20 protein-coding genes are annotated in these 22,106 nt (G+C 47.1%); 11 read left to right on the top strand and 9 right to left on the bottom strand.

Going from position 1 to position 22,106, the window contains the following annotated elements:
• Positions 1–59 precede the first annotated feature (59 nt).
• The 3 genes from ASV53_RS02920 to ASV53_RS02910 all read left to right on the top strand — a co-directional run bounded on the left by ASV53_RS02920 (position 60) and on the right by ASV53_RS02910 (position 4,571).
• Complete coding sequence (locus ASV53_RS02920; protein WP_094956038.1) at positions 60–3,203, top strand: ABC transporter substrate binding protein; 3,144 nt, start codon at positions 60–62, stop codon at positions 3,201–3,203.
• Between the two features lie 43 nt (positions 3,204–3,246).
• Positions 3,247–4,017: a class I SAM-dependent methyltransferase gene (locus tag ASV53_RS02915; protein WP_094956037.1), complete on the top strand. Its 771-nt coding sequence runs from the start codon at positions 3,247–3,249 to the stop codon at positions 4,015–4,017.
• A 173-nt stretch (positions 4,018–4,190) separates the two neighbouring features.
• On the top strand, positions 4,191–4,571 hold the full coding sequence (locus ASV53_RS02910) for a hypothetical protein (protein WP_062690316.1): 381 nt from the start codon (positions 4,191–4,193) through the stop codon (positions 4,569–4,571).
• A gap of 352 nt (positions 4,572–4,923) precedes the next feature.
• On the opposite strand, the gene ASV53_RS02905 is transcribed toward ASV53_RS02910, so the two are convergent.
• From ASV53_RS02905 to hemC, 4 genes are read right to left on the bottom strand one after another with little or no spacing between them, the layout of a single operon-like run.
• Positions 4,924–6,111 carry a heme biosynthesis HemY N-terminal domain-containing protein gene (locus ASV53_RS02905; RefSeq protein WP_094956036.1) on the bottom strand — a complete coding sequence of 396 codons (1,188 nt, stop codon included), beginning with the start codon at positions 6,109–6,111 and terminating at the stop codon, positions 4,924–4,926.
• Positions 6,108–7,334: a uroporphyrinogen-III C-methyltransferase gene (gene hemX, locus ASV53_RS02900; protein WP_094956034.1), complete on the bottom strand. Its 1,227-nt coding sequence runs from the start codon at positions 7,332–7,334 to the stop codon at positions 6,108–6,110. Before hemX ends, ASV53_RS02905 begins: the two co-directional genes overlap by 4 nt.
• 4 nt (positions 7,335–7,338) lie before the next feature.
• The gene (locus tag ASV53_RS02895; RefSeq protein WP_094956033.1) at positions 7,339–8,094 is read right to left on the bottom strand and encodes a uroporphyrinogen-III synthase; all 756 of its coding nucleotides are present in this window, start codon (positions 8,092–8,094) and stop codon (positions 7,339–7,341) included.
• Complete coding sequence (hemC, locus tag ASV53_RS02890) at positions 8,094–9,026, bottom strand: hydroxymethylbilane synthase (protein WP_094956031.1); 933 nt, start codon at positions 9,024–9,026, stop codon at positions 8,094–8,096. The genes ASV53_RS02895 and hemC overlap by 1 nt, the downstream gene beginning before the upstream one ends.
• Positions 9,027–9,424: 398 nt before the next feature.
• Here hemC and ASV53_RS02885 point away from each other — a divergent pair, with 398 nt between their 5' ends.
• The gene (locus ASV53_RS02885) at positions 9,425–11,989 is read left to right on the top strand and encodes a class I adenylate cyclase (protein ID WP_239928713.1); all 2,565 of its coding nucleotides are present in this window, start codon (positions 9,425–9,427) and stop codon (positions 11,987–11,989) included.
• Positions 11,990–12,088: 99 nt separating this feature from the next.
• On the opposite strand, the gene cyaY is transcribed toward ASV53_RS02885, so the two are convergent.
• Positions 12,089–12,400 carry an iron donor protein CyaY gene (gene cyaY / locus ASV53_RS02880; RefSeq protein WP_094956027.1) on the bottom strand — a complete coding sequence of 104 codons (312 nt, stop codon included), beginning with the start codon at positions 12,398–12,400 and terminating at the stop codon, positions 12,089–12,091.
• Positions 12,401–12,477: 77 nt separating this feature from the next.
• Between cyaY and lptM the strand changes: the two genes are divergently transcribed.
• From lptM to yigB, 6 genes are read left to right on the top strand one after another with little or no spacing between them, the layout of a single operon-like run.
• Complete coding sequence (lptM, locus tag ASV53_RS02875) at positions 12,478–12,594, top strand: LPS translocon maturation chaperone LptM (RefSeq protein ID WP_094956026.1); 117 nt, start codon at positions 12,478–12,480, stop codon at positions 12,592–12,594.
• A 25-nt stretch (positions 12,595–12,619) separates the two neighbouring features.
• Positions 12,620–13,870: a diaminopimelate decarboxylase gene (gene lysA, locus ASV53_RS02870; protein WP_062690320.1), complete on the top strand. Its 1,251-nt coding sequence runs from the start codon at positions 12,620–12,622 to the stop codon at positions 13,868–13,870.
• Between the two features lie 59 nt (positions 13,871–13,929).
• A complete protein-coding gene (dapF, locus tag ASV53_RS02865; RefSeq protein ID WP_094956025.1) occupies positions 13,930–14,760 on the top strand; it encodes a diaminopimelate epimerase in 831 nt (276 codons plus the stop codon).
• Entirely contained in the window at positions 14,757–15,473 is a 717-nt protein-coding gene (locus tag ASV53_RS02860) for a DUF484 family protein (RefSeq protein ID WP_094956023.1), read from the top strand. The genes dapF and ASV53_RS02860 overlap by 4 nt, the downstream gene beginning before the upstream one ends.
• On the top strand, positions 15,470–16,384 hold the full coding sequence (gene xerC, locus ASV53_RS02855) for a tyrosine recombinase XerC (protein ID WP_094956021.1): 915 nt from the start codon (positions 15,470–15,472) through the stop codon (positions 16,382–16,384). Before ASV53_RS02860 ends, xerC begins: the two co-directional genes overlap by 4 nt.
• Before the next feature lie 15 nt (positions 16,385–16,399).
• On the top strand, positions 16,400–17,122 hold the full coding sequence (yigB, locus tag ASV53_RS02850) for a 5-amino-6-(5-phospho-D-ribitylamino)uracil phosphatase YigB (RefSeq protein WP_094956020.1): 723 nt from the start codon (positions 16,400–16,402) through the stop codon (positions 17,120–17,122).
• A 93-nt stretch (positions 17,123–17,215) separates the two neighbouring features.
• On the opposite strand, the gene ASV53_RS02845 is transcribed toward yigB, so the two are convergent.
• Genes ASV53_RS02845 through ASV53_RS02830 form a run of 4 tightly spaced genes read right to left on the bottom strand, consistent with a single transcriptional unit; the run spans position 17,216 to position 19,558 of the window.
• Positions 17,216–17,674 (bottom strand): DoxX family protein, encoded by a 459-nt coding sequence (locus ASV53_RS02845; RefSeq protein ID WP_062690323.1) that lies wholly within the window; start codon positions 17,672–17,674, stop codon positions 17,216–17,218.
• Positions 17,668–18,456 (bottom strand): HvfC/BufC N-terminal domain-containing protein, encoded by a 789-nt coding sequence (locus ASV53_RS02840; protein WP_094956019.1) that lies wholly within the window; start codon positions 18,454–18,456, stop codon positions 17,668–17,670. Before ASV53_RS02840 ends, ASV53_RS02845 begins: the two co-directional genes overlap by 7 nt.
• On the bottom strand, positions 18,434–19,270 hold the full coding sequence (gene bufB, locus ASV53_RS02835) for an MNIO family bufferin maturase (RefSeq protein WP_094956057.1): 837 nt from the start codon (positions 19,268–19,270) through the stop codon (positions 18,434–18,436). Before bufB ends, ASV53_RS02840 begins: the two co-directional genes overlap by 23 nt.
• 24 nt (positions 19,271–19,294) lie before the next feature.
• Positions 19,295–19,558, bottom strand: a complete 264-nt coding sequence (locus ASV53_RS02830; protein WP_062690326.1) for a BufA1 family periplasmic bufferin-type metallophore — start codon at positions 19,556–19,558, stop codon at positions 19,295–19,297.
• A 277-nt stretch (positions 19,559–19,835) separates the two neighbouring features.
• Here ASV53_RS02830 and uvrD point away from each other — a divergent pair, with 277 nt between their 5' ends.
• Positions 19,836–22,007 carry a DNA helicase II gene (uvrD, locus tag ASV53_RS02825; protein WP_094956017.1) on the top strand — a complete coding sequence of 724 codons (2,172 nt, stop codon included), beginning with the start codon at positions 19,836–19,838 and terminating at the stop codon, positions 22,005–22,007.
• Positions 22,008–22,106: the final 99 nt, after the last annotated feature.

The raw sequence follows: 22,106 nt of genomic DNA, 5'->3' as shown, positions 1-22,106 counted from the left end.
CTTCCAAAGGCTACAGTAAAAATACTTAAGCAATGAATTAAAGGATCACTGGCAATATTATGCGCTTTCTTCTCTTGTTACTTTTTCCTGTGACCTTTTCCACTTTTGCGGCTCCGCCTAAAACCTTAGTGATCCACTCCTATCATCAAGGGCTTCGCTGGACTGATTCACTGCAAGCGGGTTTAGAAGTAGCGACTAATTCACGTGATATCCCATTCAGTATTAGCTATATGGACGGTAAGCGTTATCAGTCGCCAAAATATCTAAATGAACTGCTTGATGTCTATCGTACAAAACTGCAAAAAGAAAAATATGATGCGATTGTCGTAACTGACGATCATGCTTTATGGCTAGTGAACCAGCTTGGCGACTATGTAGGGGATACCCCTGTGGTGTTTGGCGGTATTAATAATTATAACGCCCAAAAACATAACAAAATTAAACATGTTGTCGGTGTGCTTGAGTTATCTCGGGCGGTTGAGAATGTTAAGTTAGCCAAAAGCTTACAGCCGAACCTTAAGCGTTTATATGTTTTGGCCGATCGAACTTATACCGGGCAAGAGTTGTGGCACGATGTAGAAGAATATAAGCGTAAAGCTCCCAGTCTTGATATCGAATTGATTAAATTGCCTAACTATAAGTTTGATGATGTGCTGGACTTTGCCAGTGATTTACCACCCGATTCAGCGATCATCTTGCTTGTGTATTTTAAAGATGGCGATGGTCAGTTTCGGGCCAGTCGAAAGTTTGTTAAGCAGCTAACAGAGAGAGCATCGGCACCTGTTTATGTGATGTATAACTTCATGTTGCAGTATGGGGCGACAGGCGGGGTGGTGACCAGTGGTTATGACCTGGGCACTATGATGGGTAAATTACTCAATAATGTCTTAGACGGTGATATCGTCAGCTATCCAGTATTGCAGTCGAGTCCGAGCCAGTTGATGCTCAATTATCCAATGTTAGAGAAGTGGGGGATTGATGTTGAAAACGACCAAGCCCTATTGGTTAATCGGCCACAAAGCTGGTTTGAGCGCCATAAGAAAGAACTGAAAACTATACTGTTCACCACTTTGGTGACTGGGCCAATCATTATTTTATTAGCCTTGATGATCCGCCGTCAGCGTAAGAGCGAACATCAATTGCAGCAAAGTCAGGCGCTATTTGAGGGGGTGTTTGATCAAAGCTTCCAATATATCGCGATCTTGGAGAAGCATGGCAGTTTAGTCTCTGCGAATCTAGCGCTACAGAATTTATTAGGCCGCAGCATCATTAAGTATGATCGCCCACTATGGCGTTGGGATTGTTGGGATCAAGATGGGGCATTGCAGCTTAGCCAAGCTTTTCTCTTGGCACAAAGCGATCAAATGTCACGCTTTACCGCGGAGTTACAAAGCAGCGATGGCGATCGCCTGATGTTAGATATCACCATCAAAAGCATGCCATTTGATGAGGCTGGTTCTGGACAAATGTTATTTGAAGCGCGGGATATTACTGCTCGCAGCCAGATGGAAGATAAACTGCGCGATCGTGAGGTGAGCTATAGCCTATTGTATGAGCAGCAGCCTGTTATTTTACTGACCATTGATAGCCAAGCGCGTATTCAATCAGTCAATCAGTTTGCAGCGGAACTGTTGGGGTACGATAAACGCCAGCTACTCGGCCATAAAGTAACAGATTTCTATTTGGGTAATACCGCTGTTCCTCAGCAATTTGTTGCGTCGGCCGCTCAAGAAAGCGATCAAAAAGTATGGCGTCGTCAGTTGCAGTATCGCTGTGCTAGCGGTGACACAGTCTGGATTCGTGAAACCATCCGCCCTGCTCAATCGAAAAAGCAGCTGTTGATTGTGGGAGAAGACATTACCTCTACCCATCAGTTGGAAGCCAAGTTGGCATATCAAGCGTGCCACGATTACCTGACAGACTTGTTTAACCGATCTTACTTTGAACAGCAATTAGAGCGGGTATTGTTAGACGTGAGCGACAAAGGTGCGCGTCATGCCATGTTCTATATTGATTTAGACCAGTTCAAAGTGATTAACGATACCGCAGGGCATGAAGCTGGTGATGAAGCGCTAAAGCAAGTGGCGTTAATGCTACAAAGCATCACGCCGAGTAAAGCGACCTTAGCCCGATTAGGGGGCGATGAATTTGCCGTGATCTTACGTCACTGTGATGCTAGCGATGCACTCGCTTTTGGTCGGGAAATTCTATTGCTGCTTGATGAATCCGAATTCTATTGGCAGAACTCTCGCTTTAGTTTTAGTTGTTCGATTGGGGTGCGTTTGATTGATGAAACGGCAGGTTCACCCCAGCAAGTACACGCTCAAGCGGATACCGCATGCTACGCCGCCAAAGATGAAGGGCGTAACCGCTTACACCTCTACCATCCGGATGATGAAGAGCTAAAGCGTCGCGAATTAGAAATGGAATACGTTAATCATATTCGTGACGCCCTGGCTGAAAAGCGGTTAGATTTATATGCGCAGCAAATTTCTCCGTTAGGGGGCGAGCACGGTAAGCATCATTACGAAATCTTGGTGCGGATGCGTAACCAAGATGGCTCGATGGTCTCGCCTGGATTGTTTATTCCCGCGGCTGAGCGTTATAACTTAGCGCACTTGATCGATCGTTATGTGGTGCAAGAAGCGATCGGATGGCTGCAAGCAAACCCGAAAGCCATCGAGCAGTTAGAGCTGTGTGCGATAAACTTGTCGGGACAGTCGATGGGCAATCGTGATTTTGTTGAATTCTTGATTGATCGTATTCGCCATTCTGGGATCCCTACGGAAAAACTCTGCTTAGAAATTACTGAAACCGCGGCCATTGGTAACATGAGTGAGGCGATACAACTCTTTACTCAATTAAAATCGTTAGGCTGCTTAATTTCGCTGGATGATTTTGGGTCAGGGCTATCATCGTTTGGCTATTTGAAGCGGATGCCGGTCGATATTATTAAAATCGATGGCATGTTTGTCCGCGATATTGCCGAAGATGAGATGGATTTTGCGATGGTAAAAGCGATCAATGAACTAGCCAAAAAAATGGGTAAGAAAACCGTGGCAGAGTTTGTTGAAAATGAAGCCATCTTGGCGAAGCTGCAAGATCTCGGGGTTGATTACGCGCAGGGCTATTTATTTGGTAAACCCCAGCCGTTAGCGAAACTGGTGGCAGAGTTGAGCCAAGACCAAAATGCGGTGGTATAATCCCGCCCCTTATTCTGATTAGCCGCATTTACCGGAGTATTTTGTGCAATTAGCTTTAATCTGTGAAGCCCCACAACGTCAGGGCGAGCTAGACCAATTAGCGCAACGCTGGGGACTTAGCCATACTGATAGCAGCGATTTTGCGTTGGTACTTACTGAAGAGCGTCTTGAACTGCGTAAGTTAGACGAACCTAAGTTGGGCGCAGTGTATGTCGATCTTGCTGGTGGTGCCGCTTCTCATCGTCGTAAATTCGGTGGTGGCCGTGGACAAGCGATTGCCAAAGCGGTTGGCCTTAAAGGCGGTGTGATGCCTAAGGTACTAGATGGTACCGCTGGCTTAGGGCGTGATGCTTTTGTGCTGGCAAGCTTGGGTTGTAAAGTGCAGATGGTCGAACGTCACCCTGTTGTGGCTGCACTGCTTGATGATGGCTTAACCCGTGCTAAACAAGATCCTGAAATTGGTGGTTGGGTAAGTGAACGGTTGACGTTACTGCACGCATCAAGCCAGCAAGCTTTGATCGACTTAGCGGATAATGCTGACTTTGAAGCACCAGACGTGGTGTATTTGGATCCTATGTATCCACATAAAAAGAAATCTGCATTGGTGAAAAAAGAGATGCGGGTATTCCAATCGCTAGTCGGTGCGGATCTGGATGCTGATGGCTTATTAACACCGGCACTGGCGCTAGCGACTAAACGGGTGGTGGTTAAACGCCCTGACTATGCTGAATTTTTAGATTTGGTGAAGCCTTCTACGGCGATTGAAACTAAAAAGAATCGGTTCGATGTTTATGTAAAGGCGGCCATGAAATAAACCCCATCAAGCAATGACGATTGGTGGCGCTACTAGAGAGAGGGGCGCCTTACTGGTATAACTGCAGAAATGGAAGAAATACGTCTACAAAACAGCACTCGATAATAATGCGCCGCACCGAGATGTGGCCTCGTTTTGAGATGAGTAAGTCGCTTTTGCTTGGAGAGTAGTCAATGGCAAAGTCATTATGTAAGTATCGTCGCGTCGAAATTGCCGACAAGATTGCCATTATTAGCAAGATTGTCAGTGAACCTAATTTTATGTGTTCGAGCTGTGCGCGTGTCGCCAGTGAGAAAGTGTATCTGTGTAAGCCCAGCGCATTAGTCTCTCAAGCGCGTTTAGCGAAAGTTCAGCCTGCATCGAGCATGAGCACCATAGTGCCAGAGATGACCGCGCTAAAAGAACATGAAGCGCAACCAGAGCAAGACTTGGGTAAAAAAGTCACTAAGTTGGCGAAGAAAAAAGCCAAGCGGTTAAAGCAAGCTGCGAAAGCGGTGAAGCGTTATAACCAAGCGGTAAAGAAGGCGCAAAAAACAGAAGAGGGTGACGCGTAGTCGTTGGCCGTACTTATGGATAATAAACAATAAAAAAGCCTCCGGTAGTGGAGGCTTTTTTATGTCTGAATCACGCTTCTTTTACAAGAACCGCTGTCATCACACATGTGATCACTGAAACAATGATGCCTGAAACAAGTAGCCATGCAAACATATCCATTTCGGTTGTCCATTTGTTAGCGAGAAGAAGCTATATTGAATAACGTTTACAAAACGCTATCAATGGTGTGGATATAAGATGAAATAACTATTAACACTTAGAAACAATTATGTTGCTGGGGAAAGCTAAATCATTGGTTGTGGGTATAAAAAAAGCACTCCGAGGAGTGCTTTATGTTATTTGCTAATAGGTTTAGATCTTAGCAGGAAGTGCCAATGTTAGTGCTTGACGAGAAACCGACGCGGCACCTTGTTCATCATTGAGTTTTTCTAGCACTTTAACCAAATGCGCGTAATCGGTCACATCAGGACGAAGCGCGATAGCTTGCTCGAAATGGCCTTTTGCTTCTTCCCACTTTTCATCTCGCATAAACAGTTGCGCCAGTGCGCTATGCGTCACTGGGTTGTTGCTGTCGTAGCGTAGTAAATCTTGCAGGCGAACAATCGCTGGGTGGTTATCTGGCAGATTCAGTTCAGCCACTAACCCAATTAAGGTGTCGTTGCTTTGCTTTTTCAGCGAATCACGTAGCACAGTGTACGCTTCGCTATCTGCTTTTTTGGTGATCATTTGGCGAACAAAGCAGGCCACGAGTTCTGGGCGTTGCTTGTCTTTACGGCTAAGGCCGTTCCAGTGACCCATTAGGCCATCGCTACCACTGTGTTGAGCTATGTGTACCATCAAACCACATTCAGCCTTCTGAGTCAGTATTACAGCTTCTTCAGCCGTAATAACGTGTTGTTTCTCAAGCTGAGGTAGTAGGGCTAATAACGGTTTCCAATCTTCAAGCCGGATGTAGCACTCTTTGAGTAGGCCCAGCATGATTGGGTTGCGACCGTGATTTTGTTTGATATCACAAAGTGTAGCTAATGCTTGCTCATATTCTTTTTGGCGTAACTGTAGCTTGGCACGAGTTAACGCAACAGCGAGGTTTTGGCCATCAAGATCAGAGGCTAAGCGAAGGTAATCATCACGCTGTTCTGTATCGCCTTGGCCTTGTGCGGCTTCCGCTGCAGCCAAGTAGTTTAGCATTGGTGTATCGCTGTACTTCACCGCTTTCACAACGAGCTTTTCTGCTTGTTTCCAGTCACCTTCGATCACTTTCATCAAGCCGTTTGCTGTGAGTGCACGTGCCTTACGGGTTTTACGACCCGCAAACCAGCCACGAGTTGAACTGCTGAGTGAGAAGATACGTTTTAGGATGTTTTCGAGTAAGAACAACACGCCTAACAACACCACAACACATAAGATAAGCGTAGTGACACTCATTTCTATGGTTTGGTTAGCTGCTGATATCAGGACATAACCTTGATTACCTGCCAGCATAGGGCCAACCACGACACCAGCAATCAGCGCCGCTACAAGTAGTAACAGTTTGATCATGCTGGATTCTCCTCAGTGCTGATTGGTTTTACTTGGTTGCGAAGACGTTCACTGATCAAATCGGTGATTAACGGCTGAGATTGCAAACGCGTAGGGTAGCTAGCTTCAATGCCTTCACCCGCAAGTTGATCCAGTGTTTTGATGAAGCTTTGGGTTTCAGGGGCATCTTGGTTGTAGAACTGCTGCGCCCAGTCTTTCGCCATGACCAGCGACTTGCTGTATAGCTCACCTTCTTCACGGTAAACCGCTTTGATGGCTGTCTCTAGCTTAGATTTGATGTTTTCTTGCAGATAGAAATCTTGTTTAGGTGAAAGCAGAGGTATCACGCTGCCATCACGCTTACGGTACGTAATGAAATGATCGCTGAAGTTCTGTAGCGATGTCATTAAGTTAGTTTTCCAGTCGTCTACCGACGTGCTGACTGTTGTGTCTTCTACGACTTCAGCTTCTGGCATGATGGCATTGGCCAATGGCAGGTTTGCCACTTGTTCTTGCAGGCTGGTTAAGCGAAGCACCAAGCCATCACGATCGATACGTGCTACCGATTTTAGTGATGTAATATCGGTGTTCATTGCTTTACGCACAGGCGTCAGACTTGGGTCGTTCAGCTCGGCAATACGGTTGTCCGCAGATTCCAGTAAGACAGTTGCGCTCACCACATCATGCTCTAACCATAATTTACGGCCCGCCATTTTCACCAAGTAATCCGCTTCAGCCAGTAACCAGTCGTTCGGACGACGGCCTTTCATTTCTGCTAGGGCGAGTTGTAAACCTTGGATTGATTGCTCTTGCTGAGTAATCGACACGTCGGTGCCATGTAGGCTTTGCTCTACTTTACCCAAGGTTTCTTGTTGGTTTGCAGCAAGTGCTGCTTTCATGCTGGTCAGTTGCTGTTGTAGCGCGGCAACTTGGGCATTTTGGGTTTGGGTTTGTTGATGGCCGTGATAATAAAGGCCAGCACCCAGAGCAATCACTAACGCAATGGCTATTGCGCCAGTTTTACTGCCACTTTTTTTGTCGGCGGGTGCTGCAGGCTGTGCTGTAGCTTTGGCCTCAGGTGCTGATTTCTCAGCAGTGCTTGTGGCTTTTTTGTCGGCTTCTTTTTGTGCTGACGTTTGTGGCTTACTTGCGTTAGCGCTCGCCTGCCCTTGCTGGTTGGTTGGCTTAGCGGCAGCTGAGCCATTTTCTGCAGGGGTGTTATTATTGGTTTTTTTATCAGTCATCCGATTATCCCATCGTGCCTATCTTGCTTAGGAACGTGAATAGCGCGTTATTGGATGCGCTGCCCACGGTGGAAAAGTTTTTAAAACCAAGCTGTTGTGCTTGGTCTGCAATCCTTTGGCTTGGTACGTAAAGCTGGCGTTGATAAAACCAAGCCTGTTGGTTTTGCGGTATTGCGGCGCATAAATGCGAAAGTTGCTCACCGCTGGTTACAACTAACGCTGTTACATCTTGTGATTGCCACTGCTGACAGAGTTGCTCCCCATTTAAAGGTAGCAAGCATCGTTGGTAGCATTCACAATAACTTACTTGGGCGCCACGTTCGCTAAGTGCTTGATGAATGAGCTCTCGTCCACCATTACCGCGTAAAATAATTATACGGCGTTGATTAACGTTGGCTAATTCAGATAGTGCAAGTAAGCCTTCACTATCACATTGATGCTGTGGCTGGTGTACCGATTGTCCCGTTGCTTTGCTCAGGGCAGCAGCCGTTTTATGACCAACAGCTATATAATGCACGTTTTTTGGCCAGCTAGCACAGTGTGAAAGTAAGTAATTGTGAGCTAAATTTACTGCATGAACACTGACGGCAATCAGAAAATCATTTGGTTGCAGTAAATTTAGTTGAGAAATGAGGGTCGGCAGGTCGGGACCTGCCTGGATTGTAAGGAGTGGTTGGACAATGGCTTTGATCCCCGCACTGTTAAGCTGTTGAGCGAGTTGCTCACCATCGGGTGATGGGCGGGTGATCAAAATGGTCATTACGCGTTGCCGTACAATTCATCAAGAATGGTTTTAGCGCCATCAGCCAGTAGTTGCTCTGCCAATTCCGTGCCGAGTTTTTCAGCATCAGCAGCAGCGCCAGAAATCTCGCCACTTACAATCTTGCTACCGTCGGGCTCACCCACAAGGGCACGTAACCAGATTTGGTCACCATCAAGCAAAGAGTAACTGCCGATTGGCACTTGGCAGCCACCTTGCAGGCGATTGTTCATCGCACGCTCACACAAGATGCGCGTTGCGGTATCTGGGTGGTTAAGTGGGGCTAATAAGCGGCGGACACGCTCATCATCTAAACGACATTCAATGCCTACAGCGCCTTGGCCTACAGCTGGTAGGCTGACTTCAGGTTCAATCGCACAACGAATACGGTCTTCCATTTTTAGACGGATAAGGCCAGCACACGCAAGAATGATGGCATCGTATTGGCCTTCATCAAGTTTACGTAAGCGTGTGTTAACGTTGCCGCGTAAATCCTTCACCACAAGATCAGGACGGTTGGCGCGTAGTTGGCATTGGCGACGCAAGCTAGATGTGCCCACAATGGCACCTTCAGGCAGTTCATCAATGTTGTTGTAGGTATTCGAGACAAATGCATCACGTGGGTCTTCACGTTCACAAATTGTCACTAAGCCCAAGCCTTCAGGGAATTCGACCGGTACATCTTTCATCGAATGCACGGCAATATCGGCGCGGTCTTCTAACATCGCCACTTCCAGCTCTTTCACGAACAATCCTTTACCACCCACTTTGGCGAGTGGGGTATCAAGGATAATGTCGCCTTTAGTGACCATAGGTACTAATTCTACCGTTAAGCCTGGGTGCGCTTGTTCTAGTTCAGCTTTTACAAATTCAGCTTGCCACATGGCGAGTGGACTCTTGCGCGTAGCAATACGGATGGGTTTATCGGTCATAGAATAGGATCCATAAAAAGGCGTTATTTTCGCTAATCGTATCACTCCTGCCGCGTGATGGTAATGAACAACTAGTCAGGAATGCATGGAAGTTGTATTGTCTTGAAATGTGTCTCGATTAATGTGATATTTCTCACATAACCCTCAAGATGCCACGGTAACCCCGTTGGTGCGCTGGCGAAATTGCCGGAATATACTAGCTTGAGGGATGAGGCAAAAGGATAACGCTGGCCATCACCGCATCTGCTATTCATAAGTTGTCATAAATCGTCACTAACTTTACGAGTAATGCAAAAAGTGTTAGATTGATCACGTTTTTGCTCGTATGTAGAACGTTCTCTACACTATTAATGACAAGATTTGGGCCGCTTAATGCTGGCAGCTCTTGGAAGAGTAATTTGCACAACTATATTCAGACGCTAAAAAGTAGACTGGATGCACTTCATATACTTCGTAATGAACGTGCTCATGCCGCAATGACGGCGACCTCGCAGCAGGTGTATCACTTGTTGCCTGTCTTACTGCATTATAATCACCCTGCAATTCCGGGCTATCTCGATCAAGAGGTACAGCACGGTATTGTGTCGTTTTCGCTATCTGAGCAACAGCAACAGTTCGTTGACGACTGTGGGTTAGCTGTTGGCGCTGAACTAACACTTCCTTCTAATGGACTCTCTTCACCGATCCTGGGTTTGTATGCGATGGGCAGTACCTCTTCGCTGGGACAAAGCTTGACCAGCGATTTGGATATTTGGGTCTGTATTCGCACCAATATGCCAGTTGATGAGCGTGAAGCGCTCGACAGCAAGTGTTCCCTGATTTCTGATTGGGCGATGGCACAAGGTGTTGAAGCTAATTTCTTTTTAATTGATGAAAATCGATTCCGCGACAACTTCTCTGAAGCCATGACTGGGGAAAACTGTGGTTCAAGTCAGCACTTGTTGCTATTGGACGAGTTTTACCGTTCTGCCGTGCTAATGGCAGGCCAACCGCTATTGTGGTTTATGGTGCCGCCAGAAATGGAAGAGTGTTACGACGAATATGTCGATTACCTTGTTTCTGCTGGTCATATCCGCCGTGAAGAATGGATCGATTTTGGCGGATTAACCCGCATTCCAGCTGAAGAATATTTTGGCTCAAGCTTATGGCAGCTTTATAAGAGTATCGACTCACCGTATAAGTCGGTACTGAAAGCCATTCTGCTTGAAGCTTATTCTTGGGAATACCCGCATACCCAGCTACTGAGCGTAGATGCTAAGCGTCGCTTCTTTGCGGAAGAGCGCTTTGAGTACTGTATGGACGCGTATTACCTGATGCTGGAAAAAGTGACTCGCTATCTTGAACGTATCGACGATCACCGTCGTTTAGATTTAGTGCGTCGCTGCTTTTACCTTAAAACCCACGAGAAGCTCACCCGTGAACCGTCTTCTGGTTCAGTGGCATGGCGTCGTCGGGTGTTGCAAGAATTGACTACCGAGTGGCAATGGTCACACGAAGTATTAAGTGAACTTGATAATCGTCGTAATTGGAAAGTCGGTCAGGTTAAACGTGCTCACAATGAGCTGCTTGATGCCTTAATGCTGAGCTACCGTAACCTGATCCGTTTTGCGCGTCGTAACGACATTACCTCGGCAATCAGCCCTGAAGATATCAGTATTTTGGCGCGTAAACTGTACGCGGCATTTGAGGTGCTTCCGGGCAAGGTGACGCTGCTGAATCCGCAGATTTCACCGGATTTGCACGAATCAGACCTGACATTTATTCAAGTACCAGCGGGGCGTACTAATGCTGCAGGGTGGTATTTGTATAAGCAGCCGCTCGACCCATACGCGATTTTGGGGCAGCCATCGTTAGAGCATAACCGTTACCTCAGCAAGCTGGTGGCATGGTCCTACTTTAATGGTCTGCTAACGGAATCAACCTGTTTGCACAATGTGGTGCGTGACACCGATTTGGATATCGATAAGCTGTACCAATTGGTCAGTGACATTCGTAATACTTTCCCTATTCGTCGCCCACAGCCAAGTTTACAAGCGTTATCGAGCCCATGTGAAATTCGTCAGTTAGGGTTATTTATCAACCTTGAAAATGATCCGACGACTGAATTAAAAAATCGCTCGATCCGTTTTGATTTTAAAAACACCGATATTTTCAGCTACGGCCCAGACCAGCAGTGCTTAGTCGGCAGTGTTGATTTGGTGTACCGCAATTCGTGGAATGAAGTGCGTACCCTGAATTTCAGTGGTGAAAATTCGATGCTTGATGCGCTGAAAACGGTGTTGGGCAAAATGCACCAAGATGCGATTCCACCAGAATCGGTGGATGTGTTCTGTTATAGCAAACACATGCGCGGCTTGATCCGTAACTTGGTGTATCAATTGGTGGCTGAGTGTATTGAAATGCGCTTGAAGCCGGTTGAACAAGAAAAACGTCGTCGTTTTAAAGCCATTCGCATTGGTGACCAAACCCATGGCCTGTTCTTTGAGCGTCGTGGTGTATCGGTACAGAAGCTGGAAAATTCGGTCGATTTCTACAGCTGCATTTCCAGCAACAAGCTGATTGGCTCACCGCAGTTGGTGATGGGTAAAACGGATGAACCGCATCCACCTGAAATTGTTGATGCGTATGCGAGTGAAGGTTTAATCCAATTTTTCTTTGAAGATTGCGATCAAGGTTTCAATATTTATATTTTGGATGAAACCAATCGGATTGAAGTATACCGTCAATGCAGCGGCGATAAAGACGAGATGGTGCACGGTGTAAACCGTTTCTATACCTCGGCGCAAGATCGCTTCAGTTACAGTGCGAACTTCATTAACTTCAACCTGCCGCAGTTTTATGACATCGTGCATTCTGAATCCGGTGGTTGTCAGGTAATTCCGTTTAAGAGTGGTCAGCAAGTACAGCGTCGACCTAGCTCTGGTAGCTCCGCAGCAGCCGTTATGTCGTTTTCACCGCGTTAATTACTTTGCTCAATCTTAATGAGCAATAAAATAAAAAAGCCTTCCCGTTCATCACGTTGGAAGGCTTTTTTGTTATGTGACAAGCAAAAGAAGCGGTGGTTACCACTCCACAGCTTCACCTGCATGCAAAGAACACTCACGTTTAACCAAGGCAAAAAACTCTTCGCCACTGCGGGTGCAGCGCCATTTTGTGCCATCAAATTTGAAATGGTAGCCACCAGATTTAGATGCCAACCACAATTCATGAAGCGGCTCTTGGCGGTTAATAACGATTTGGCTACGGTTTTCAAACTCCAGTGTCAGGACATTACCTGTCGTCTCAGGCTCGATATCTGCACCCGATTCATCGATGCCATCTTCAAGTGCTTGTAGGGCTAGATCAGCCAAGTTGTGAAATTCAGTATCATTCATCCCATTACGTCCTATTGCTTTTCCTATTCTTGGTGCGATTATAGAGGGCATTGAAACGATAATCACTGGCTTTAAAAATGCGTAAAGGTTTATTAGCGATTTTAGTACTGGGTGTGTTGGCGATCTCGGGTTGTGGCCAGAGTGGCTCATTGTACATGCCGCAAGATGCCGATCAGCAACAACAACAACAGTAGCGATACCGAACAGGGAAGAGAGACATTGGATTACTTTAATTACCAGCAAGATGGCCAGTTATGGGCCGAAGAAGTGGCACTCACTGAGCTCGCCGAGCAACATGGCACACCATTGTATGTATATTCTCGTGCGACGTTAGAGCGTCACTGGAAAGCGTTTGATCATGCGGTTGCCGATCAGCCGCACCTCATTTGCTATGCCGTGAAGGCAAACTCGAACATTGGTGTACTGAATGTTCTGGCGCGTTTGGGATCGGGCTTCGATATTGTTTCGCAAGGTGAGTTAGAACGTGTAATAACGGCCGGTGGTGATCCAGCCAAGATTGTCTTTTCGGGGGTGGGTAAAACCTCGGCCGAAATGAAACGTGCGCTAGAATTAGGTATAAAGTGTTTCAATGTCGAATCTGAACCTGAGTTAGAGCGTTTAAACCGTGTAGCGGCAGAGCTCGGTGTTATTGCTCCTATTTCACTGCGTATTAACCCAGATGTGGATGCGAAAACGCACCCTTATATTTCAACGGGACTGCGTGATAATAAATTCGGTATTGCCTTTGACCGCGCACCAGTGGTGTACCGATTAGCGCACAGTTTACCGAATTTGAAAGTGACAGGCATGGACTGTCATATTGGCTCTCAGCTGACGGATATTGATCCGTTCATTGATGCGACAGATCGCTTACTGGCGTTGGTAGACGAACTAAAAGCGGAAGGCATTTATATCGATCATCTTGATGTCGGTGGTGGTTTGGGAGTGACGTATAATGAAGAGCAGCCACCGTTACCGTCGGAATACGCAACGGCGTTGCTCAAGCGGTTAGAGAATCATCCTGAACTCGAACTGATTTTTGAGCCAGGTCGAGCCATTGCTGCTAATGCGGGTATTTTGCTGACTCGCGTTGAATACCTCAAACACACTGAACATAAAAACTTTGCCATTATTGATGCGGCAATGAATGATTTGATCCGTCCAACCTTGTATCAAGCATGGCAAGATATTATCGCTGTTGTTCCTCGTGATGGTGAAACTACTGAGTATGACTTTGTCGGACCAATCTGTGAAACGGGTGATTATCTGGGTAAAGAGCGCCTGCTTTGTTTAGCCGAAGGTGATCTACTCGCGGTGCGTTCGGCAGGTGCTTATGGTTTTGTGATGTCATCGAATTACAATACCCGCGCCCGCGCGGCTGAAATTATGGTAGACGGTGATACTGCACATGTTGTTCGCCAACGTGAGCAGCTAGAACAACTTTGGCAGTCTGAATCGCTATTGCCTTAATCTTTACGGTATTGAACACACAGGCACCTCTATGGGTATAACTATAAAAAAGGAACAACATGCAGATTAATTTTTCCAAAATGCATGGTTTGGGCAATGACTTCATGGTGGTCGACTGTGTCACACAAAACGTATTCTTCTCACCTGATGCGATCCGCCGCTTAGCGGATCGCCATCGTGGTGTCGGTTTTGATCAGTTGCTGGTAGTTGAACCGCCGTACGATCCTGAAACCGACTTCCATTACCGCATATTCAATGCGGATGGCAGTGAAGTTGAACAGTGTGGCAATGGTGCGCGTTGTTTTGCGCGTTTTGTCTGGATGAAAGGGTTAACCAATAAGTACCTTATTTCGGTTAGCACCAAAGCGGGCAAAATGTTACTGAAGCTTGAGAACGACAACCAAGTAACAGTCAACATGGGTGAGCCGATTTTCGAGCCGAGCAAGATTCCATTTCGTGCCAAACAGACAGAAAAAACCTATTTACTGCGCGTCGGCGATAGCACCCTTTTTTGTGGTGCGGTCAGCATGGGCAATCCTCACTGTGTCACCGTGGTGGACGATGTTGATACCGCTGGTGTCGAAACGTTAGGGCCATTGATGGAGTCGCATGAACGTTTTCCTGAACGTGTTAATGCTGGTTTCATGCAAGTGATTAGTGCCAATGAAGTGAAGTTGCGTGTGTACGAGCGTGGCGCAGGTGAAACTCAGGCCTGTGGCAGTGGTGCGTGTGCGGCTGTTGCGATTGGCCAGCGCCAAGGCTTGCTCGACGAAAAAGTAAAAGTAGTATTACCTGGTGGTGACCTGTACATCAGCTGGGCTGGTGAAGGGAAACCCCTCTACATGACTGGGCCTGTGGCGCATGTCTATGATGGACAAATTGTATTATGACCGATGTATCGCAACTGGATGAACTGACCGAAACGGTGTCAGACACCCCGTTGAATGACAAATTACACGATGAAGCGGTGGCGGAGTATTTACTGAGTCACCCTGAGTTCTTTTTACGCCAGCCTGATTTGCTGGCGTATTTGCACATACCACAAAGTGAACGTGGCGTAGTGTCTTTGGTTGAAATCCAGCTTGAGCGTTTACGCCATAGGGTGAATGAACTGGAAGGCAACATTACGCGCTTAGTGGATATCGCCGCGAAAAATAGCGACTTACATGCGTTATTTTCACAAGCACAGGTGAAGTTGTTCCAAACTCACAATATCTACCAAGCTTTGCTCGTGCTGGATGAATTAACCACTGAACTGAACCTTGAATACAGTTTGCGTTTGTTCGATAGCATGGACGATCACTTATTTTTAGATCGTCGCGAGTTTGAATCTTTCCGTGTTTCACATATGTCACGTCGCTCGGTGTATTTAGGCCGATTGCGTAAAAAAGAGAGTGAAATGTTATTTGAGCAACCACCACAATTGGGCTCATTTGTGGTGTTACCGCTAGGGTTAGACCGTCCGATTGGAGTATTGAGTTTCTCAAGTGCCGATGGCGGGCATTTTCAGCCCAATATGGATACCTTGTTTGTTGAGCAGTTGGCGTTGATCATTTCGCGTTTGATCAGCCACTGGGAATACAGCCGTGAGATATTTGAGTGAGTGGGTTACCCGTGAGCTTAGAAAAGTCGCTTAATCGCTTTTACGAGTATATTCGTAGTGAGCGTGAACTGAGCTTACATACTCAGCATAACTATAAGCGCCAGTTAACGACCATGGCAGAGCAGTTAGTGGTGCTTGGCGTGACAGATTGGCAGCAAGTGGATGCTGGCTGGGTACGTCAGCTTGCAAGTAAAGGCATGCGTGATGGTTTAAAAGCCAGTAGTTTATCGATGCGTTTATCGGCGCTGCGCAGCTTCTTTGATTATTTAGTTCAGATTAAAGTGCTAGCTGCCAATCCAGCGAAAGGGGTATCGGCACCGCGTAAAGCACGGCCGCTACCGAAAAACCTCGACGTCGATGAAATGGATCAGCTGCTGAATGTGAACGAGGATGATCCATTATCGATTCGTGATCGTGCTTTGATGGAATTGATGTATGGCGCGGGATTACGTTTAGCTGAAATTGTCGGCGTGAATGTTCGTGACATCAGTTTAAGCAAAGGTGATCTTCGCGTGATAGGTAAAGGTGATAAAGAGCGGATAGTGCCGTTTGCGGGTCTTGCCCGTGAATGGGTGGCAAAATGGCTAAAAGTTCGCGGCCAATTGACGAGTGCTGGTGAGCCTGCGTTATTTGTTTCTAAGCTAGGCACCCGTATTTCGACCCGTAATGTTCAAAAACGGATGGCTGAATGGGGGCAGAAACAATCAGTGTCGAGCCACATTAGCCCGCATAAATTGCGCCACAGTTTTGCTACCCATATGCTGGAATCGAGCGGGGATTTACGCGCTGTACAAGAGCTACTGGGTCACGCGAACCTATCAACGACCCAAATCTACACCCATCTTGATTTTCAACACCTTGCGAAGGTGTACGATGAATCCCATCCACGTGCCAAACGCGGCAATAAATAATGTGTTGAGCGAGTAATGCAGTTTTACCGACCTTTAAAGCCAATCAAAGCCTTAACCTTTGATTTAGACGATACGCTTTACGATAACCGCCCAGTGATCCGTCGTGCTGAGCAGGCGATGTATGACTGGTTGCATTCGGAGCACCCAGTGTCACGCATGCTGACCGTTGCCGATTGGATGGCGTTAAAGTTGCAATTGGCGAACATCGACCCTTGGTTACGCCATGATGTGACCCTTTGGCGTTTTGAGTTATTGAAAATAGGCTTAATGCAGTTAGGTTATTCGCTCAATCAAGCGACTCAAGCCGCGAACGACGGTGTCGCGACAGTGCTGGCAGTTCGTAATCAGGTTGATGTCCCGCCAGAGACCCACCGTGTACTGGCGTTGTTAGCACAGCGGGTGCCGTTAGTGGCCATCACTAATGGTAACGTGGATGCTGAAAAAATTGGCCTGAGTGGCTATTTTAGCCACTTATTACAGGCTGGTCGTGATGGGGCGGCTAAACCTGCGCCTGATATGTTTGTTCGGGCTGCTCAGCTCATTGGCGTACCTTGTGAAAATATTCTCCATGTCGGCGATCATTTACATACCGATGTTAGTGGTGCCTTATTGAATGGCTATCAAGCCTGCTGGTTTAACGATCTTAACCGTTGTTTGCATCGCGAGCCGCGCGCCCGTCGGTTACCCGATATTGAGATATCATCGTTGGCGGCATTATTGGATGTGGTCGCTGAATAGCGAATAAGCGAGTGAACAGAAACAACAAGGCGACGTTATTCACGTCGCCTTTTTTATTGAGCTTTTTTTTGTTGTGTCCCGTCAGGAAAGGCTCTATTGCAGTGCGCTGTGTTTTTTCGGTTCACTGCTGATCAGTTTGTCTACCGAGAATAAGCCAGCCCCCCAGAAGACGTTTACTAGCATCATCATGCCCCATAGCTGGTGGTCGAAAAACCCTTTCTCCCACAGTAAGGGATAGGACACTACGGCGATAATGTTAAACACAAACAGCACCAACGCCATTGGGCGGGTAAATAACCCAAGTACTAAGAAAGCCGGTAAAATTAATTCTGCCGCTGTCCCCATGTAGGCGGCTAATTGCCACGGAATAAGTGGAACTTGGTATTCAAATTCAAATAAATACAGGGTGCTGTCCCAGCTGGAATATTTCACCATTCCTGATTTAAAAAAGACCCATGCGACCCAAAGACGAGTAAAGAGCAATAGAAAAGGGATCAGGGGATCGGTGATCCGTTTAGCGACTCCATCGATGTGTTTCATAAAATTCAGCATGCGCTATCTCCCTGTGGCAATCCTTGAATGTCTGAAAAAACCTGCTGTTGGATCAATTCGCCGAGTATTGCCATCATTGCCGCAGTGGCTTCCCCTAGTGAACGACCTTGTTGGCTTAATTGCACCAGCGCGGTGGCGGCGGGAGTGGTGGTAAGCACCGATAGCTGCTCGGGGTGATGTTGAATAATGACCGACTCGCCTTGGGTGAGATCGATCTCTTCGACCTTATCTTGATGGACCATATGCCAGATACTGCCGACTGGGTAGTTAGCATCCAGTAAATAGGTATGCTCAGGCACCGTTAGCGTTGCGTGGGCGATATTGTCTTCGGTGAGATATTGTAATTTCTCGAAGGGGAAGTTGATGGCATGGCAAGGGTGCTGATTCGCGCTGTCGATCAGCCATTCCAGTTGAATTAATTCGACTAGATAAGGCACCGCTTCTAATAAGCTGGGATGAGTACATACTGTATTACCGAAACACGCACCGTATGGTGTTACGTCACCTTGCTTGAGAGGGTAATTGAGCACATGCTGGCGGGCTAATTGGGTAAAGCACTCTTCACCAATTACCGCCTGGGTACAGGGGTAGGTTGCTTCAAGTACTTCGCATAGACTTACGACGAAATTATTGCGATATACCTGAATGAGTTGGTCGGCGGGAAAGCGGCCCACCTGAATATGCTCGGTCACATCGCTGGGTTGATAGTGCAAGGCCGTCGAAAAGTCTTGCTGTAATTGGTGCAAAGCGGGTGCTGAATCAGGGGAGGGTGATTTGTCCATAGTGCGCCTCCTGCGTAATAATGGTGGTTGCTTTATGGGCCTCTGCCAACAAAACATCTAATTCAGGTATATCTAGATCCCACTCAATCAGGGTCGGAACTGCGCCATGCTGGCGGATCCACAGCTGATAGAGCAACCAGACGGGTTTACTGACTGGGCGGCTATGGGTGTCGATCCAAATCTCACCTTGTTCAAACTCTTTTACCGTAAAGCCTGCGAGGTGAATCTCTTTGACGGCAGCTGGGTTGAGCGCGCTGATATATTGCTGGCAATCAAAGCCATGGTTAAAGCTACTGACGTAAATATTATTGAAATCGAGCAATAAACCGCAGCCAGTGCGCTGTTGTACTTCGTGCAGAAACTCCCACTCGGGGATCGCTGAATGGCGAAAGCTGAGATAGCTCGAGGGGTTCTCAACCAGAAACTCTCGCCCTAAGTAATCTTGGACCTGTTCAACCTTATGGCAAAAATTTGCTAATGCCTCTTCGGTGTAGGGCAGTGGCAGTAAATCATTAAAATACTGGCCGTCGACCGAACTCCAACTTAAATGATCCGATACCGCAATTGGATTTACTTCATCCACTAAGTGCTTGAGATGTTTGAGGTGTTGTTTATCCAACGGATCAGCAGACCCCAGTGATAACCCAATTCCGTGGCAGCTTATGGGGTAGTGGTTTGCGATCTCTCGAAGCTGTTCACGTGCAGTAGAGTGTGGGTTGAAGTAATTTTCACTATGGATTTCAAGCCAGCCAATGTTGGGGCGCTGTTCGATGATTTGTAAGATGTGGGGGGAGCGTAAGCCCACCCCAACCATCTGTTGCTGTGTCAGTCTGCTCAATTATTTCGCCTCTGAAGCGCTACCAGACAGACGGTCACATAAACCTTTTGGTACCATGATGAAGGCATCTTTCTGACCATCGACTTTAGATGTACCAGCACATGAACTCGTCTTAGTCGCACAATCATTTTTACCAGCTTTAGCGACGCCGTAGCATTTCTCTTTTGCGCCATCAGCCGCAACAGCTGACGTTGAAGCCATAGTACCTGCAAGTGCAATAAGACCAGTAACAGCAGTGGCTAGGGCGATATTTGTCTTCTTCATAGTAATTCCTCTTTATACGCTGACTGTTGCTTGATGTAGCAACATTTCCTTTTGGTTTTTAATGGCGCTTTTTGCGCTCTCGGAACATAAGAAAGGGGTAGCAAGAAAATAATTTCACCTTTTTTACAATTAATTTACTTAGGTGTAACTTTCCGCTAGTTCCAAGCATAGAACAAAAAATAGTCAGCAAGAGGTTGAATCACTGATAACTTCTCAGAGTATTCTGAAATGGAGCTGTTATAATCGACAGCATTGTATAAATAACCAGTAGATGGCGATGGACGTATCACTCCTGTTAGATGGTCTTAATGACAAACAACGCGAAGCGGTGGCAGCACCGTTAGGTAACCACTTAGTGCTGGCAGGTGCTGGCAGTGGTAAAACACGGGTGCTGGTTCATCGTATTGCTTGGTTAATGTCGATTGAGCAAGCGTCACCGTATTCGATTATGTCGGTGACCTTTACCAATAAAGCGGCGGCAGAAATGCGAGGCCGTATTAACGAGCTAATGCATGGCTCATCGGCGGGCATGTGGAATGGTACTTTCCATGGTCTATGTCACCGCATGCTACGGGCGCATTATCTTGAAGCGCGTTTGCCTGAAGACTTCAATATCCTTGATTCTGATGATCAGATGCGTTTGATGCGCCGTCTGATTAAGCTGCATAACCTTGATGAAAAACAATGGCCTGCCCGTCAGGCGGTATGGTACATCAACGGTAAAAAAGACGAAGGGCTACGCCCTAAGCATATCGATACCTTCAACGACCCGGTTGAACAAACCTGGCTGCGTTTATACACCGCGTATCAAGAAGCCTGTGATCGTGCTGGTTTAGTCGATTTTGCTGAATTATTGCTGCGTGCCTTTGAGTTAATCCGCGATAACAAACATATTCGTGAGCATTACCAAGCGCGCTTTAAGCATATTTTGGTCGACGAATTCCAAGATACCAACAACATCCAATTTGCATGGTTACGCCTAATGGCGGGACCAGATTGTAATGTGATGATCGTCGGTGATGATGACCAATCTATCTACGGTTGGCGTGGGGCGAAAGTTGAGAATATTCAACGTTTCTTGAATGATTTCCAAGGGGCGTCATCTATTTTCCTCGAGCAAAACTACCGTTCGACAGGGAATATTCTAAAAGCGGCCAATGAACTGATTGCCAATAACAATGAGCGTATGGGCAAGAGTTTGTGGACCGACGGTGCCGAAGGCGATTTGATCTCAATTTACTCGGCGTTTAACGAGCTTGATGAAGCCCGCTTTGCGGTCGGTAAAATCAAAGAGTGGCGTGAACAAGGTGGGGTGTTGAAAGACACGGCATTCTTGTACCGTAGTAATGCCCAATCGCGCGTGTTGGAAGAAGCCTTAATCCAAGCGGGCATGCCTTACCGTATTTACGGCGGGATGCGTTTCTTCGAACGCCAAGAAATTAAAGATGCATTGTCTTACTTGCGCTTAATGAGCAATCGTAACGATGATGCGTCGTTTGAGCGGGTGGTGAATACCCCAACGCGTGGCATTGGTGATCGCACTTTAGAAACTATTCGTTTAGCGGCGCGTGATCGTGGCATGACGATGTGGCAGGCGAGTATTTCCTTGCTTGAAGAACAAGTGCTCGCAGGTCGTGCGGCCAATGCGCTACGTCGTTTCATCGAATTGGTGAACGCGTTAGAAGACGATACTGCTGAGTTACCGATGTACCAGCAAACCGATGAAGTGATCCGAAACTCTGGCTTACGTGCGATGTACGAGCAAGAGAAAGGCGAAAAAGCACAAGCGCGGATCGAAAACTTGGAAGAGTTGGTGACCGCAACCCGTCAGTTTGAAGTACCAGAAGAAGCCGAAGAGATGAGTCCGTTATCGGCGTTCTTGTCGCATGCGGCACTGGAAGCGGGTGAAGGCCAAGCCGATGAGTTTGATGATGCTGTGCAGCTGATGACAATGCACAGTGCCAAAGGTTTGGAGTTCCCAGTGGTCTTTATGGTCGGCGTTGAAGAGGGCATGTTCCCGAGTTCTCGCACGACCGAAGAAGTGGGTCGGTTAGAAGAAGAGCGTCGTTTGTGTTACGTGGGCATGACCCGCGCCATGAAAAAGCTCTACATCACCCATGCTGAAATGCGCCGCTTATACGGTAAAGATAATTACCACAAGCCGTCACGTTTTATTCGGGAGATCCCCGAGCAGCATGTCGAAGAAGTCCGAATGAAGGCGCAAGTGTCGCGCCCAGCGACTGGTGGGCGCTTTAGCCAAACTACGGTGAACGACAACTTTAACCAAACCGGATTTAGCTTAGGCCAGCGTGTTCAGCATCCGAAATTTGGTGAGGGGACAATTATCAACTTTGAAGGCAGTGGTGCGCAAAGTCGCGTGCAAGTCGCCTTCAACGGTGAAGGGATTAAGTGGTTGGTAACCCAATACGCCAAGCTTGATCCGATGTAATCACAGCGTATGTGTTAAATAATGAACAGCCCGTGATATGAAAATATCGCGGGCTTTTTGTTGGTAGGTGCAGGCGCGCTTATTACAAGGTATTACAGG

The sequence above is a fragment of the Photobacterium sanguinicancri genome (assembly GCF_002265265.1).
Classification (GTDB): Bacteria; Pseudomonadota; Gammaproteobacteria; order Enterobacterales; family Vibrionaceae; genus Photobacterium; species Photobacterium sanguinicancri.
The sequence above is the reverse complement of the archived record's forward strand: the minus strand, read 5'-3'. Positions and strand labels throughout refer to the sequence as shown.